The 14,359-nt window shown below is 59.7% G+C and carries 14 protein-coding genes; 2 read left to right on the top strand and 12 right to left on the bottom strand.

Annotated elements, in window-relative coordinates; translation table 11 throughout:
* Positions 1-317: 317 nt before the first annotated feature.
* Positions 318-563 carry a hypothetical protein gene (locus tag LZ005_RS14400; protein WP_237808781.1) on the bottom strand — a complete coding sequence of 82 codons (246 nt, stop codon included), beginning with the start codon at positions 561-563 and terminating at the stop codon, positions 318-320.
* 180 nt (positions 564-743) lie between these two features.
* Between LZ005_RS14400 and LZ005_RS14395 the strand changes: the two genes are divergently transcribed.
* Both LZ005_RS14395 and LZ005_RS14390 read left to right on the top strand, forming a co-directional pair.
* Positions 744-1,601 (top strand): ATP-binding protein, encoded by an 858-nt coding sequence (locus LZ005_RS14395; protein WP_237808780.1) that lies wholly within the window; start codon positions 744-746, stop codon positions 1,599-1,601.
* The gene (locus LZ005_RS14390) at positions 1,546-1,878 is read left to right on the top strand and encodes an STAS-like domain-containing protein (RefSeq protein ID WP_237808779.1); all 333 of its coding nucleotides are present in this window, start codon (positions 1,546-1,548) and stop codon (positions 1,876-1,878) included. The genes LZ005_RS14395 and LZ005_RS14390 overlap by 56 nt, the downstream gene beginning before the upstream one ends.
* A gap of 293 nt (positions 1,879-2,171) precedes the next feature.
* On the opposite strand, the gene LZ005_RS14385 is transcribed toward LZ005_RS14390, so the two are convergent.
* The 11 genes from LZ005_RS14385 to LZ005_RS14335 are packed head-to-tail and all read right to left on the bottom strand — an operon-like array spanning position 2,172 to position 14,339.
* A complete protein-coding gene (locus tag LZ005_RS14385) occupies positions 2,172-2,432 on the bottom strand; it encodes a hypothetical protein (RefSeq protein WP_237808778.1) in 261 nt (86 codons plus the stop codon).
* Positions 2,429-2,794 (bottom strand): hypothetical protein, encoded by a 366-nt coding sequence (locus tag LZ005_RS14380; protein WP_237808777.1) that lies wholly within the window; start codon positions 2,792-2,794, stop codon positions 2,429-2,431. Before LZ005_RS14380 ends, LZ005_RS14385 begins: the two co-directional genes overlap by 4 nt.
* Positions 2,787-3,041, bottom strand: coding sequence for a hypothetical protein (locus LZ005_RS14375; RefSeq protein ID WP_237808776.1), 255 nt, complete (start codon positions 3,039-3,041; stop codon positions 2,787-2,789). Before LZ005_RS14375 ends, LZ005_RS14380 begins: the two co-directional genes overlap by 8 nt.
* On the bottom strand, positions 3,038-3,481 hold the full coding sequence (locus tag LZ005_RS14370; RefSeq protein ID WP_237808775.1) for a D-Ala-D-Ala carboxypeptidase family metallohydrolase: 444 nt from the start codon (positions 3,479-3,481) through the stop codon (positions 3,038-3,040). The genes LZ005_RS14375 and LZ005_RS14370 overlap by 4 nt, the downstream gene beginning before the upstream one ends.
* Complete coding sequence (locus LZ005_RS14365; protein WP_237808774.1) at positions 3,478-3,663, bottom strand: hypothetical protein; 186 nt, start codon at positions 3,661-3,663, stop codon at positions 3,478-3,480. The genes LZ005_RS14370 and LZ005_RS14365 overlap by 4 nt, the downstream gene beginning before the upstream one ends.
* 9 nt (positions 3,664-3,672) lie before the next feature.
* Entirely contained in the window at positions 3,673-4,173 is a 501-nt protein-coding gene (locus LZ005_RS14360; RefSeq protein ID WP_237808773.1) for a hypothetical protein, read from the bottom strand.
* A 2-nt stretch (positions 4,174-4,175) separates the two neighbouring features.
* On the bottom strand, positions 4,176-6,056 hold the full coding sequence (locus LZ005_RS14355; protein ID WP_237808772.1) for a hypothetical protein: 1,881 nt from the start codon (positions 6,054-6,056) through the stop codon (positions 4,176-4,178).
* The gene (locus LZ005_RS14350; protein WP_237808771.1) at positions 6,053-6,691 is read right to left on the bottom strand and encodes a DUF4376 domain-containing protein; all 639 of its coding nucleotides are present in this window, start codon (positions 6,689-6,691) and stop codon (positions 6,053-6,055) included. The genes LZ005_RS14355 and LZ005_RS14350 overlap by 4 nt, the downstream gene beginning before the upstream one ends.
* A gap of 3 nt (positions 6,692-6,694) precedes the next feature.
* Positions 6,695-7,975, bottom strand: a complete 1,281-nt coding sequence (locus tag LZ005_RS14345) for a hypothetical protein (RefSeq protein WP_237808770.1) — start codon at positions 7,973-7,975, stop codon at positions 6,695-6,697.
* Entirely contained in the window at positions 7,972-9,468 is a 1,497-nt protein-coding gene (locus LZ005_RS14340; protein WP_237808769.1) for a hypothetical protein, read from the bottom strand. Before LZ005_RS14340 ends, LZ005_RS14345 begins: the two co-directional genes overlap by 4 nt.
* Positions 9,465-14,339: a hypothetical protein gene (locus LZ005_RS14335; protein ID WP_237808768.1), complete on the bottom strand. Its 4,875-nt coding sequence runs from the start codon at positions 14,337-14,339 to the stop codon at positions 9,465-9,467. The genes LZ005_RS14340 and LZ005_RS14335 overlap by 4 nt, the downstream gene beginning before the upstream one ends.
* Between the last annotated feature and the right edge of the window lie 20 nt (positions 14,340-14,359).

Here is a 14,359-nt window from a genome sequence, read left to right as displayed (position 1 = left end):
GCGCAGATTGTCATAGGACAACTCAAGGCGCAAAGCCTGAGTATGGCTTGAAATAGGCGGCAATTCTTTTGATGGGTGCGGTGTGAGGAGGGTCAACTGTGCTTGGCGCGCCGCGAGTACTCTGCGGGCATGAAGAGAGGCCGGGACGGCAGGGCGAGTGAGCGCCGCGAGATGACGCGGCTGGTGCTGTTCGCCCAGGTCGTGGCTGAAGTGGAGGGGATACCTGCTGCTGCGCGCCAGCTGGCCGCCGGCGGTATTCCGATTGATGTGGCCCTGCGTGTTCTCACGCGGCCATGGCAAAGGCGTTGGCGCCGGTTCTAGACGTTGCTGTGACCATGCACGGCGCCGAAGCTCGCCGGCAGCTTGAGGGTGACGTGAACCGCCCATTCCTGCATATGGGACTCGGCCTCGCGGTTTGCCTCATCACCTACGCGCTCGACTCCCTCAAAGAGCATCCGATCGCCACTGATCGTAACCAGGCGCGCATCGTATAGGCATGGGCCCATCGCGCTGTGATTCGGCCCACAGATAGCCAGCACGTAGTTGCGGCCGACCATGGCCATGCTCAGGTCTCCGGCGATGCCCGGATCTGCACTGATATCCCGGTCAGAACGGCGGCGGCCGACGACGCGGAGGCGTTTGACTGTACTGTACATCCAAACAGTATAAATGCCAGTGACAATTCGCGGAACTTTTCCCAACTCAACTGTATAGAATGGAAATTTTGAATCTCTCACGGGGCAATGGAATTTACTTTAGTCAGTGACATCAGCAATTGGCTTGGTGACCTTGATAAATTACAAAGGACTGGAACTTGCAAAAGCCCAAAGTTCCTTAAGCCATATCACCTTGCGACGCTTGCACATGTGCTGCGACACCGTCAGCTTGCGGATATTTCACTGGGCTCAAAGTTTGATAGCTACGCCGACACCATGCAGCTATGGGATGCACTTGGCATACCGTCACCCTATGGGCCAAAAGTTCGTCTTGGCGGGAGGTATCATCCAATTGAGCTCTTGAACGATGAGCGCGGAATTGAGGCGATTGCAGGGAAGATAGGCCGTCTTTTGGCATCCGTTTGCGATACTCCAGAAACTGTCGACGCACTTCAAACGATGCTACGCGAGTTGATTGGCAATTGCTATGCACATGCCGCAGTGCCTGACGGTGTTTATGGTGCCATATGCGCTCAGATTTGGGGCGGAGGGATGAAGGGGCAAATTGCTTTGGTCGATTCGGGAATCGGCATTCGAACGTCTTTAAAGCAAAACTTGTCACTTTGGACCCGCCTTCAAACGGAGAATTCCTGCGCAATGGCAACCGAGTACGGGATCACGAGCAAGCCAGGAAATGGGCACAGCGGCTACGGTCTTGCCGTCGCGAGAATGCTTCTTGAGCAGAACGGAGGGATGCTTTACGTTCACTCTGGCGATGAAGTTTTTGTTACAAGGAACGGCTTAATCCAGACGTTTGAGACAAAAGTCCCATGGAGTGGTACTCTCATTGTTATCGAATGGGACTTGTGTGGGCGTATGGATATTGGTGATGTTTATCGCCAACTTCCACTTCCTGAGGGGATCGACGATGATGACTTCTTTTAGCGTAGACATAATGTCGCTTGCCACCGAACTCACAACTCGGCCGGTGGGTGCACAAGCGCGTCAGCAACTGCTTGACCTGCTCCACGAGCACGATCACATCGAAATAGACTTCCACGATCAAAGCCTCACGCCGTCCTTTGCGGACGAGTGCATTGGTCGCCTGGCAGCCCAGATTGGCCTGATCGATTTCAAGAACCGGGTTAAGCTGGTAAACGTTGCTGCGAATGCCCGTCCGCTTGTTCGTCATGTGATCCTAACCCGGTGCGGGGCCGCATGATGGATCAAAGCCCGGGCAAGGGCTCGGTGATGACCCCGATCGATGACGTCGAATACCGAAATTGCTTTCTTCGGTTCACGCCAGCGAAGCAGACATCACAAGGGCTAGGGGCATCCTTCACCCTACGCCTAACGAATCGATATGGCGACTGCGAAACCAGCCTGATTGACCTTCAACTTTCATGGACAATCGAAGGGCTAATTGAGTTAGCGAAGCGTAAAGCGGACCCATGCATCGATCGGTGGGAGGCGAGTCAAGGGCCCAGCTCTTGATGCATATCGCCTCACACTGAATTAGTCAGAATCTGAGCACCCAGCCATCGCAGCCTCGAGGCCGGTTGCATACTTTTCCCACGCGATTGCATCGGCGAGCGCCAGCTGGGCGGCCGGCTTGTCGCCAGGGTATGGGCCCTGCCCGAATTTGCTGACCGGGCGTGCGGGCTTCGGCCCGAGGCAGCCGACCGCTACCGGCACTTTCACTTCGACTGGCTTTTGCACCGTCGCGCAGGCCTGCAGCAGACTGGCCACGGCCAGCATCACGATCACGCGCATCATTTCCCAGCCCCCCATGCTTCGCGCAGGACGCCCGGGCAGTCGGTAGCCTTGGTGCCGGCGACGGCGGCCGCGCGCTGGTCGAGCGTCCCGATCGCGCGCTGCGCGTATGACTCGGCCAGCTTCCGTGCGCCATGAGCTGCCTCGGTTGCCGCGCGCAGGCCTTCGACGGCACCGTTCTGCTTCTCGATGGCCGCCTTCAAACCGGAGATCTCCTGATCCTTCGTGGCCAGCTCGCGGGCATGGCCAGCCTCGAGGCGCCAACCGTTGACGACTGCCCCGGCAGCTGCTCCGGCCGCCAGTGTCACCAGCAGGGCCAGCCCGCCGGCAATGATCTTGGCCTGCAGAGTCTCGAGGCTACCCATTGGCGCCCCCATCTTCATCGCGCCGCCGCTCGGCACTCTTGCCGCCAACATAGGCACCACCACCAATGCCTGCCAGCGGCACTGCCACTGCCGCTATGGCTGCCGCTACGTCGCGCCCGAAGACGGCGGCAGCTGCAAGGATGACCACGGCCAGCGCCAGGGCCAGTGTGGCCAGCAGCATCGCCACCCGCTTGCTCGATGCGCGCCCGGTGCGGCCATCGGAAATCGATTCACGAAGCCAGTTCATGCGACGCCCTCGGTGTATGTGGCCCGGCCGCCATTGAATTGCGCGGTCAGAACCTGGCGCCGCAGTTGGCCGGCGCGCAAGCCGATATGCACCCACGTTCCCTCATGGATGACCTGATCAAACTCGATGCCGCTGTCGCGGATCAGGATTGCGAGCGCCTTGGGCGTCATGCGTGGCGTCGTGATGTCAGCGGCCAGTCCCAGCGTATGCGCGCTGGGCGGATCCTGAGCGCCGCCGACAGCAGCGTTCAGCGCCGGCGAGCGGTACCCGCTGGAGACGACGATCGGGCCGCCCACCAGCACCCGGACGCGCTCGAGAAGCTGGGCGATACGCCGCAGGTTCTCGATCACATCGGGGCCAGGAGTATTGTCGATACCGAGGCGAGTAGCGGTCTGGGAGAAGGTCAGCTCCTCGAGCGTGAAGTTCAGTGAGAGCTTCATTTGATGCCCTTCACCGAGCCGAGCGCGGCCAGGCCGATCAAAGCCACGATGATGGCCTTCCACACCATGCCCCAGACTCCGCGCCCGAGGTCGTTGTAAAAGCGGTTGACCATGCGCGTCTCCATCTCGTCGGCGATTGCCTTCACGTCGGCGTCGGTCAAATTGCGGGTTTCTTCTGGCATGGCGGTCCTTTACGCAGGGTTTGGGCGGTTGGAAATGTGGCGGGCGCGGATGATCGCGCCCTTCGGATAGTTGACCTGGTGGAGGTCATTCGGTGTGACGCGGCGGGCCTCGGTCGGGTCGAGCACCCAGGTGCCGCCTGCGCCGAGCATGGAGAACACCAGCTCGCTGCACCACCAGCTGCGATCGTCAGCCCAGTCCTCACTAGCCAGAAGCGGCAGCGCCAGCGCGCCGGCCCAGTCATACGGGCGGCCGTTCTGCGCATAGCCAAAGGCCAGTGCGGCGGCCAAGTTCGGAACAGGCACCAGCATGTCACGCCACGCCACGACGCCGCGCATAGCCTCGTCGATGTGCACCACCCGGCAACCGTGCGTCATCGATGCCTCGAATGCCTCGGTACCGATGATCAGCATGCAGTGCGACCACTGGCGGGAACCGGTTAGACGCGCTACGGCCAGGCTGATAGGGTTCCATGGCCAGCGGGTAGTGAAGCGGACGGTGATGGTGTCCATGGTCAGGCAACCATTTGGGCAGAGTCGGCGTTTGCCGCGCGCGTGCGGAAGAATGCAAGGCGCTTCACGTGGCCATTCAGGAAGGTGCCGGCATTGCTGGCGTGATCGCTGCCAATTGTGAGCTTGGTGACGGTCGGGAGCGTGACACTGGTGTCGGTTGCATTGCAAACGCCATCCTTGGCAATCGAGGTGTCGTTCGCCTTGAAGTTGAGCGCAACCTTGGTCACGGCTCCGGCATAACCGCTGAAAGCGGCGTTCGAGTTGAACGTGTGGCCGCTGGCGTAGACCTCACCAAACACCTGGGCCGAACTGCTTATCACAACATGAATGAAGTTGTTTATCGTTCCATCGGACAGACACCATGCGCGTGGCCAGCTCCCAGAGGCTGGCACAGCCGCATCGAAGACGCACAGCATGGTTCCCTCAAGCGAGTTGAACCAGGGCCCAAGCCAAGCGTAAATTGCATCGGCATTGCGCGTGACGGCCGCCCCGCTCGTAGGAATCACGCTGGTGGCAAACGCGCCTTGCTCGAGCTGTGGAAGGCCGATGCGAAGGGTCACGTCAATAGCGGCACCATTTGCGACGTTTGAGTAGAGGACAGGTCGCATATATGCGGTTGATCCGCTTGAGATAGTTGCCGTCGTCGAAGTTCGCTGACCGTACATTGCGGCCGAGGTTGGAGTGATCGCGACTTCAGGACCTCCTGTGACAAATCCCCCGCCTATCGCGATCTGATCGATCGTATTTTTGAACGCTAGTCCGGTGAGCGAGCCGCCAACCAAGGCGACGAAAAAGCTATGCGTCCATGTCTGCCCGGAAGTTGCTGCGATCGAAGTGGCACCTTCGAAGCCGATGTTTATTTGGCCCGAAGCTGATGCGGTCCCGAAGACGCGCAGGTCGATATAGTTGATCCCCTCCGATGAAACCCCGGTTCCGACAACTTGCGACGAAAGGCCGGAAGCGATGGACAGGGTCCAATAGTTTGGCAGAGTCCCAGGAGACCCAGCCGCAGCACCAACCATCGTGCTATTGCGGATGCTGTTGGTGCGTGCCTCCTCGATCAGCAGGCCCTTGCAGGCGTAGTACTTAGGGAAGGCAGTGGCTCCGGTTCTCTTATACGGGAGCAGAGTCGGACCCGTGTTTAACTGCGCGCCCCAAATAAATGTCCCGCTGGTTCCGTCTGCCGTCGCAGGCTGCCTCACAATCTGAGCGCTGAACAAAGTAGTGACGGTAGGCGTAAATTTGATAGAGCATCGGAATGAACCGTCAGAGTTGAGCGAGCACGTTGCGGTTATGTCTCCCCGTTCAATGTTGGTAATCGCACCGGTAGCTAGATTGAAGGTCGCGGCTGCATTGCCACCAGCTCCGCCGAATGCCGCTGAAACGCAGCCGACCATGGTGAACGTGTCATATCCCCCGCCTTGCCTACCAAAGATTGACAGGTGATAGGTAGTGCCGGCATTAAAGCTCATGTAGGCGCCAGCAATATTTGCGCCTGAGATGCCAGCAGGTGGAACCCATTTTTCCATGGTTGATGAGCCATCAGGTGCAACAGCCACATCAGGAAGAATTACTGTGCCACCGGTCTTACCCCAATAGGAGTTATCAAGTTGCTCCGAGTAGAGAAAAACATTCTCGTACAGTAGCGTCGTCGGATCGTGATCAAACCGGAGATCATTGGCGGCGCAAGTCTCAAGCTGGCCGGCTGAATTCCAGCGCGTGGCCGTCGCACCCGAGCGAGTGCAGTACACCGTCGCGTTGCCGACAACCGGATTCGCCGAGCCGGTACTGAAGTCAAATTCGAGCGCCGCGCCGCTCTGCCAGCATCCGATTATGGCGGCCGTCACCGCCTTCAGGGCAAGGTTCGCTCCGATGCCGATCATGCTGCCTCCATGGCCTCATAGATTGCCGCAATGTCTGCCTCGTCTTCGGCGGCGGCCAGCTGGGCCTTCCATGCTTGAGCTTGGCCGAAGTTTGCCGTCCCCTGAGCCGTCATCGATGCGTACAGGCTCTTGAAGGCTTCGATGGTAGCCAGTGGCAGGATAGTGTTATCCATGGCCTTCCAGCCGCCGGGCCAGCCTTCCGGGAACTCGCCGGTCAAGCCGATCGAATTGGCCACAGCATCTAGGTCCGAGCGCGAGAGCTGATCGCAAGCTATCTGCTTACCACCGTGGGTGAAGTGCGAGAAATTCGCGTGCAGGCGCCAGGCATTGATCGCATCGTTGCACTTTGCCTTGGCGGCAGCGAGGTCGAATTCCGGTGCCGGTTTCAGCTCCAGTTCCCAGACCATACCCATGATGGGCTCGATGGTTGGCTCCGTGCCTTCCGGGGCGCCTTCAGCGGGCGGGATAACTTTCTCGCCGATTTGGCGCTCAACCTGCACGGCTCGGTAGGCCAGCCAATTCGAGCGCTCGTCCGGCGTGCATTCGATAAGCAGGCCGACGTGGTCATGGTGGGGATCTTGGCAGAACGCGCCGGTCAGGTTGCCGGCTCCGTCGTGGGTCACGTAATCGATCATTTCTTATGCCACCTTCTTGAAAATTGCTTCGGTGTAGACCTCGACCTGGCCACTTGAGGTTGGCATGCCGAGACCATATGTACCCACTGCTACTGACGTTAAATGACGAATCGAAAACGTCTTGCTTGCAGTGATCGTGATAATTCCCATCACGACGGAATCAGTCTGGCCGTACACACCACCAGCGGAGTAGTTGAACGCATGGGCGCTCGATCCGACAAGCGCGTAGGTCGAGTCGGTGACGTTGTAAAGAAACGCCTTGTGAACATTGACACCGTACGCTGGGCATCTGATGTAGCACTCGTAATCACCCGGCTCAGTGAAGGTGATCTGGTTTCCACTCACTGAAGCGCCGGGGATCGTGTTTATCTCTGTGGTGTTGAACGTACGGGTCTGCGTAATGTCGTTGCTCAAACTTGAGCCGCCTGCTGTACCACTCGATTTCTGATCCGAAACTTTCAGGTAAGGAACCAGCCCAGCAACACGCCACGCGTACAGGGCAGAGCCATCACAGTAGACCATCCAGCGCTGGGCTCTGCCGATCGCAATGGTGTTCTTCCCGTTGACTGTCTCTGTGCTGTTCGGGTCGAGCGTGATCGTTCCGCTGTCGTCCTTCTCAAGGTAGCAGTACCAGCCGGAGCCCAGCGTAGCGGCGGCCGTGAATCCGAAGGTCCAGGTGCCGATGACCTTGAAGACGCTTCCCTTGTCCTGAGCGACAGCCGTGTACGCGCCGCTCTTGGTCTGGATGGCGTTGTTCACGGTGGTCATCGCGGGCGCGGCCAGCGCGACGGACCAAGCGGTGAAGGTACCGGTGCCCTGTGCGTAGAGCGCGTTCAGCACCAGCGCGCCCGTGCCGCTGTTGTAGCTGGTGACCTGGCCGATGAACCAGTTATTGGTCGAGCTGGTGGCGGTCACGATCATCCACTGGCCGGCCACGATGCTCTTGCCGGTCTGGATGGTGAGGGACACGCTAGTCGGAATCGCGGTCGGTATTGCCGCGCTGGTGGTCGATGTCGCGGTGGTGCCGGGGGCATTGACCGCGCTCGCGGCCGAGGCTGCGGCTGCCGTGGCTTGGGTAGTCGCCGTTGTCGCCGCCGAACTTGCGGTGGCTGCGTCCGTCGTCACCTGAGCCGTGGCGGTGTTAATCTGGCCGATGGACGTGTTCATGGCCGGGATCAGGGCCACCATTTCGGTCATGATCGTGTCGCCACGCTCGCTGAACGTACTTGGATCGGTTCGCGTTGGCGCCGCGACGCTGAAAGTTGGCAGGGTGTCGATGGTCATACGAGGCCTTCAATGGAGATTGAGACGAAGTGCTGTTCCTGGTGCTTGAAGAGGATCTGGAAGTCCTTGAAGAACCCCCAGACGATCAGGCTGGAGAAGAGATTTCCGGCGCCGATGTAGACGCACGGCGTGGCGCGCACCTGGGCGAGGATCGCGGCAGCCTGGTCGGTGAAGGTCGAATCGATCTGCACCACGCCCTCGAAGCGCTTGCTGTAGGGGCGCTCCACCACTGTGATGTGGCCGAAGTCGTCGGTCGTCTTCTTGCTGTAGTCGGTGATGCTCGCGCTGGCGTCCAGCTGCAGAGCGCCGAATTCAACGTACTGCCCGGCAGCGATGTTGCCGATCGCGACCGTGCTGGGCCCGGTTATCGTGACGTGCACGATCTGGTTGTAGTAGGGCAGCAGATCCGTCTCGACGACATCGTCTTCCGCAACGATGGGCGCCATGAAGTAGCTGTACCAGTCGTAGACACCAATATCCGTCTCGAGCGTGATGGTCCTCGACGAGATGGGCACCCCGCCGTTCGTGCAGGTGATATTGATGCTCGAGCCCAGCAGATTCAGGCACGCCACGCTGTCGACGACCTGGCCAGGCTGGTAGGCAAGGGTCAGGGCGTAGGTGCTGGCCGCGCCCACATCGAGCCACTTGGGCGAACCGCCTCCTGTATTGGAGGCCGGGGCCGCGTTGCTGTGCGCGATCAGGCACTTGTAGATGATGCCCCCCGACTTGCAGAGGTCGCCGACCGCGTAGCTCGTGCCACTGTTCCAGTCCACCAGGGCCGCGCGGGAGGTGGTTTGCGTGCCCCAGGTGTTGTCGAAGGCCGCATATTTGTTGGTCGCGCCCACCTCGACCCACAGTTGGCCATCGCCGACGTTCAGCTCAGGGCTCGTGCTGGCCACGGTGGCGGTGTGCGTACCGCTGCCGGCGCTGGTGGTGTTGATGGCCGTGCCACCAACGGTTGCCGCCAGCTGAAAGTCGTTGGTGTTCGGGCTCAACACGTAATACGTGACGCCCGGGACGAGCGGGGCCGGCAGCGTTCCGGTGGTCGAAAGCACGACCGGCGTGCCGGCGGCCTGGCCGTGGCTGGTCCAGGCGACGACCCCTGGCGTCGCGTTGGAGATGGTGACGGTCGCCGTGCTGGCGTTGCGGCTGTAGTGCGCCTCTTGGCACTCGTAGACCAGGTGCGTGCTGGCCAAGCGACGGCGGGCGCCGACCATCAGATATTCGCCGGCGGCCCAGGTCGTGGCCTCGGTGTCGGACACCTGCCATTCAGGGATGGCGATCTCGTCGTAGAAATCGGGCCGGTGCCCCGTGTTCGCGACCAGGCAGGTATAGCAACGCTGGGTCTGGCTGACATAGCGCACGTCCCCAACGGCATACGCTGTCCCGGAGTTCCACGCGGCCGGGTCAGATTCGGAAACGCTGGATCCCACCAACATGGCCGCGGCAAAGGCTACCGGCTTGATGAGGGCGAAAGGATTCTCGGTCGTCATGCCGTCTCCGTGAGAAGCGGGTTGTCGGAGTCGGTGGTGACGGTCATGGCCTGACCGTTGTTGGTGACGCGCTCAATCATTTTGGTCTGCTTGGCCACGAATGCCAGGAGCGAGGTCATCTGCGTATTGAGACGCTTGTTCTCGGCCACCACTTGATCGATGCGCTTTTCCAGTTCCTGTGTGCCGCCGGACAGGATTTGACGGGTCTGGCCCGCATTGAAGATGCGCGATGGGCCGGTTGCTTCCAGTTCCGGGCCGTTCTCGCCCACGATGCGCAGGCCGCCGCCAAAGTCCCCGCCAGTTGCGAAAGTCTTGATGCTGAGAGGGGTGGTGTAGCCGGCATCGCGCGCCGCGGCCTCGGCGAACCCGGACTTGACGGTATCCATGCCGTACTGCTTCAGCTTGTCCATCCAATAGGCAACCCCGCCAGCGTCAGGCTTGGATCCATCGCCGTACTGCCAATTCCCGGCGTACCAGCTGCGCACCAGAGCCTCGGTGCCCGTCGCCTTGATGGCGGCGGCATTGGCTGCAGCGGCAGCCTGAACCTGGGCCTGCACGCCAGCCAGGGCGGCAACGGACGCCGCAATGCCGGCCGCCGTGCTCGTGACGACAGAGCCCCAGTAGGTCATGCCGGACTTGGCTTCGACTTGGGCTGCGGCCGCAGCTGCGGATCCGGCCAGAAGCTCGTTGCTGGCGGCTGTAAAGAGCTCGCTTGCCTTTGCGTAGGCATCGGCCGCCGTCGAATTGACGTTCTTGATGCTGGTGGCAAATTCCTCGAGCGCCGTGGTTTGCTTGAGCTCCAGGTCGCCCTTGATCTTGTTCGCCGCCTCCAGCTCGATCTGAGCCTTGGCGAGTGCGTTCTGGGCGGCCAGGTACTGTGCGATCAATGCTTCGCCCTGGGTCTGCAGGGCCGACTTGGTCAGATCGGTGCTGGCGCCAGTGTCGCGCGCGACCGTTGCCCAGTAGGCTACAGCGCCGGCGGCATCCTTCTGGGCCGCCACCGCAGCGTCATAGCCGGCCAGGATCGAGGTGGTCGATCGCTCGAAGCTGGCGCCAGACTTGGTGACGGCCTCGGCCCATTTGGCTTGCTCGGCCAGAGCTGCACCCAATTCGTCTGGTGTTCCGTTCGGATTGGCCGCCGTTGCGCGGCCATTGGCGTAATTGAGGGCCGCCCCAACTGTATTGCGCACCAGCGCGACATCACGCTGGAACTCGAGCGAAGTACTCGCCTGATCCTTGCTCGCTTTCAGGAGGTTGGTGGCGATTGTCGGCAAGCGGCTCGCTGCATAGGCATCACCGGCCTTGGCGGCAGCGCCCATGACGGCAAATTGCGACTGCAGGGCGGCGTATTGACTCGCGCTCGACGCGCCTGCCAGGTCCGTGGTTTCCAGGCTCGACAGGAATTCGCCGAGATCGTTCGCCAACTTGGAAAAGCTGTCGCCGATCTTCTGACGCGCCTGGGCCACCTTGTCAGCGGCCTGTAGGTAACCGTCGGTGATGCGCGTCTGTTCGTCGATGACGGTCTTGCGTGCGTCGCGCTCGGCCTGAACAGCGGCGAGGTATTGCTCGCTGATTGCGGCGCGCGCGTCGGCCACGCCGCTCTGAGCGGCCGTCACGGCATTCACAAAGTTCATATACTGGCCAGCGGCCGTAGACATCGCGGAGCGCGCGGCCTGCACAGCGGAGTTATATGCGCTCTGGGCCGACGTCAACGTGGCCATGGCCGTGTTGTAGGCACCAACCTTGGCCGTCAGGGCATCCATGCCACCCGCAGCAGCAATGAACTCCTCACGCGCCTGGACCGAAGCGAAGCCAGCCTTTCCGTAGGCCTCGACGGTTGTCTTGCCCAGCATTTTGGCGGCGGCGTCCGTCAGCTGGAACTCCTGAACGACTCGATCGAGAGCCGCACTCGTCGCTTCCGAGGAGCCGCGCAGTGCCATGATCTGCTGAAGGGATACCTGCTCGCCGAAGACACTCTTGCTGTTCAGATCGAGGTTATGGCGGGCTGCGAGGATCTTCGCAGCCTCCGTGGCCGCTTCCTGCGACGTTCCGACAAACGACTTGATCGCATCGGACAATCCGCTTTCTACGCCGTCGAGGATATTGGCCAGGCGCTGCGCGAATACCTTGTCTAGCTGCCCGTTGGCATTCGGGTTCGACCCCTCGGCTCCGGTGGAGGCGTAGTAGCTCTTGCCGGTCAGGTAGTCCTTCACCGAAGCCTGCTCAGTCGTCGTCATCAGCCGAGCTAGAACATCGTCCGTCTGGCTCACGGTCTTGATGAAGTCCTGCATGGCCTTGCTGGTGGTATCCATCCAGAAGCTGGACGACACGCCGAACGTGCCCAGGGCCGATGTGCCATAGCCGCCGATATACGGGTTCGAGGTCTGCCCCTCGTTGCCGCGCTCGTTGATACTGATGTTCCCCGGCTTGTTGTTGTTGGCAAACGTGAGGCGGGTATTGGCCTCCGGGCCCTTATCCAGCCAATTCGAAATCAGCCAAGCGCCCACTACACCGGCGACCGTCGTCCAACCACCTAGCGATTGGAACACGGTCGCCACGGTATTACCGATACTGGCTGCCGTGGTCATCTCCGCTCCCATGGCCTGCGCTGCAGCACCAGCGGAACCCGTAAGCCCGGAATAGAACTGCCCGACGACGCTGGAATTGAGGGCGGTTCCGGCCGCTCCACCAAGGTTAAGCAGTCCAGACAGAGAGCCCGCCGCGGCAAGTGCCGATCCAGCACTTCCGACTGCTTGTAGTGCGCCAGGGACGCTGCTGACGTTCCCTTGAATGTTCAGAATCCACTGCTTCAATGTCATCTGGTACAGCAGCTCATACAGGCCATTTTTCAGTGCATCTCGCAGGCGATCGAATGCCGACTTACCGCTCTGGAGGATGCTGATGAACGTGTCGTGCGCCACTCCTTCAATCGACTTCCAGAGATCTTTTTGCTTCTGAAGAGCAGGTCGCATCGACTCATTTGCATACCACTGGTCGTACTCCTTCTGCAGCTTCTTCTGTGCGTCGGTTCCGTCGCCGGCCAGTTGGATCATCTCCTGCCATTTCTCAGCCTCAAGCTGGAGCTGGACCTGAGCGCGCGCTTCGTCATCAATGATCCACTCAGCGTTGAAGGTCTTGTTCTTCTCGGCCAGGGTGGCGGCGCCTTGCAATGCCTTGGTTTGGGCAAGCGTGGCTTGCATTGTTGCGATTCGGAGGTCCGTTTCCCGGCGAAGTTGATCCAATTGCTCTTCGGTAATTGACTTCCCAGCCTTGCGTTCGGCTGAAAGAAACTTCTCCATTTCAGCTTCTTCACGAATGGCGATCATTGCAACTTCGCGGGAAGCATTCGACTTCCCATACATTGCATACTCAATCTCAAGAGCGTCGCGAGATGCAAGACGCGCGCGTGTGCTCTCGATAATCCAATTGAGAACGTCCTTTTCAATGGCCTGAGCTTTAATGAGGTTCTCGGTTGCAGCCAGTTCAGCCAACTTAGACTGAATGACCTTCTGATGTGCATCGGAGAGAACGAGTTTGCCCGAGGCAAGTTCTTGCTCGACCTTGATTGCGATCTTCTGACCCTCGGTCAACTGATCGTTGATCACAAGTGCCAGTTTGCTTTCTTGGATTTTTGACTTAATTTGAGAAATTAGTGCTGCGTATGCCTGAGCTTCCTTATCCAACTTGGCATCGCCATTTGCGTCGAAATCAAGTGCCTGCTTAGCATCCTTTGCGACAGCTGCAACACCACGCAATTCGCTCATGCGGTCCCGCAGTTTTTGGCCTAGCGTTTGTTCGCTGAAAATGCCGGAAAGGTCGGAGCCATATTCCGATACAACGCTTGCAACCGTTGAACCCATGCTTTGCAAAGTATTGAGGGCGTCGGAGAAATTCCCCTGAATCCCTTGCTTCATTGCAGTGAAGACGCCCTGGAGTAGGGCAATGTCGGCAGCAAAGAACGCCCCTATGCCTTTCCCGAGTGCTTTGAGAACGCGCCAGAATCCCTCGAATGCGTCCATGGCATAGGTCACGCCAGTAACAGCCATCCGGGACCATTCGGTAATCGATCCGTCTTTGGACAGACCGGAAATCTGTGCCTTGATACCGCCGGCACTGTTATTTACGTCGAGGAATGCCTGGGACAGCTCAAAGAGCGCCGGAAGCATGCCAGTTGCAATATCTCCTTTCCACTTCTCGCCAGCCTTCTTGATTTTGGTGAGGTTGTCGGTGAAGTCGTCCGCCATTGCGGCCTGGGCGGCTTTTGCGGCCACTTGCTGATCTGTTAGTTTGGCGGTGACGTTTTCAGATTCATCCGCAAGATCCTTCAAGAACGGGAGCATTTGTGCCCCGGACTTTCCAAACAGCGTCATTGCCGCGGCAGACTTTCCGGCTCCGTCGGCGAATTCATCCATTGCTTTCGCGATCGAGAGCATTTGTTGATCCGGGGACAGCGCTTGCAGGCGGTTGAAATCCAGGCCGAGGGCTTTGATGGCGGCGCCGACACCTTTACTTTCTTCATCTGCGCCAGCCATGCCTTTTGCAAGTTTCCCCATCGCTTCAGCGATTCCTTCGATGGTGGTGTCTGAGGTTGCCGCCACTGATTTCAGGGCTTGTAGCGCAGCCACGGACGCCCCTGTCTGAATCGACAGGTCATGCATTCCGGCGCTGGCTTCGATGGAACCCTTGATCATGTCTGCAAAAGCCGAGGCTGACGCCACCCCAGCAAACCCGAGCATGGCCTTCTTCGCGAGTTCTACGGTCTTGCTAATGTCGGCCATTGCACCACCGACGGTGCGCTGAGCTCGGTCCATATCGGCTTGCAGCCTGGCGATATTCGCCATCAGCTCAATTTCGAGAGTTCCGACGTTCATTTGCTATCCTGGAAAAGAAA

This window comes from Massilia sp. TS11 (genome assembly GCF_022012445.1).
Lineage (GTDB): Bacteria > Pseudomonadota > Gammaproteobacteria > Burkholderiales > Burkholderiaceae_D > Telluria.
The sequence above is the reverse complement of the archived record's forward strand: the minus strand, read 5'-3'. Positions and strand labels throughout refer to the sequence as shown.

Bases quoted from the DNA above. Each gene is read 5' to 3' on its own strand.
- LZ005_RS14400 (WP_237808781.1), bottom strand. From the start codon at position 563: ATGGCCATGGTCGGCCGCAACTACGTGCTGGCTATCTGTGGGCCGAAT.
- LZ005_RS14395 (WP_237808780.1), top strand. From the start codon at position 744: ATGGAATTTACTTTAGTCAGTGACATCAGCAATTGGCTTGGTGACCTT.
- LZ005_RS14390 (WP_237808779.1), top strand. From the start codon at position 1,546: ATGTTTATCGCCAACTTCCACTTCCTGAGGGGATCGACGATGATGACT.
- LZ005_RS14385 (WP_237808778.1), bottom strand. From the start codon at position 2,432: ATGATGCGCGTGATCGTGATGCTGGCCGTGGCCAGTCTGCTGCAGGCC.
- LZ005_RS14380 (WP_237808777.1), bottom strand. From the start codon at position 2,794: ATGGGTAGCCTCGAGACTCTGCAGGCCAAGATCATTGCCGGCGGGCTG.
- LZ005_RS14375 (WP_237808776.1), bottom strand. From the start codon at position 3,041: ATGAACTGGCTTCGTGAATCGATTTCCGATGGCCGCACCGGGCGCGCA.
- LZ005_RS14370 (WP_237808775.1), bottom strand. From the start codon at position 3,481: ATGAAGCTCTCACTGAACTTCACGCTCGAGGAGCTGACCTTCTCCCAG.
- LZ005_RS14365 (WP_237808774.1), bottom strand. From the start codon at position 3,663: ATGCCAGAAGAAACCCGCAATTTGACCGACGCCGACGTGAAGGCAATC.
- LZ005_RS14360 (WP_237808773.1), bottom strand. From the start codon at position 4,173: ATGGACACCATCACCGTCCGCTTCACTACCCGCTGGCCATGGAACCCT.
- LZ005_RS14355 (WP_237808772.1), bottom strand. From the start codon at position 6,056: ATGATCGGCATCGGAGCGAACCTTGCCCTGAAGGCGGTGACGGCCGCC.
- LZ005_RS14350 (WP_237808771.1), bottom strand. From the start codon at position 6,691: ATGATCGATTACGTGACCCACGACGGAGCCGGCAACCTGACCGGCGCG.
- LZ005_RS14345 (WP_237808770.1), bottom strand. From the start codon at position 7,975: ATGACCATCGACACCCTGCCAACTTTCAGCGTCGCGGCGCCAACGCGA.
- LZ005_RS14340 (WP_237808769.1), bottom strand. From the start codon at position 9,468: ATGACGACCGAGAATCCTTTCGCCCTCATCAAGCCGGTAGCCTTTGCC.
- LZ005_RS14335 (WP_237808768.1), bottom strand. From the start codon at position 14,339: ATGAACGTCGGAACTCTCGAAATTGAGCTGATGGCGAATATCGCCAGG.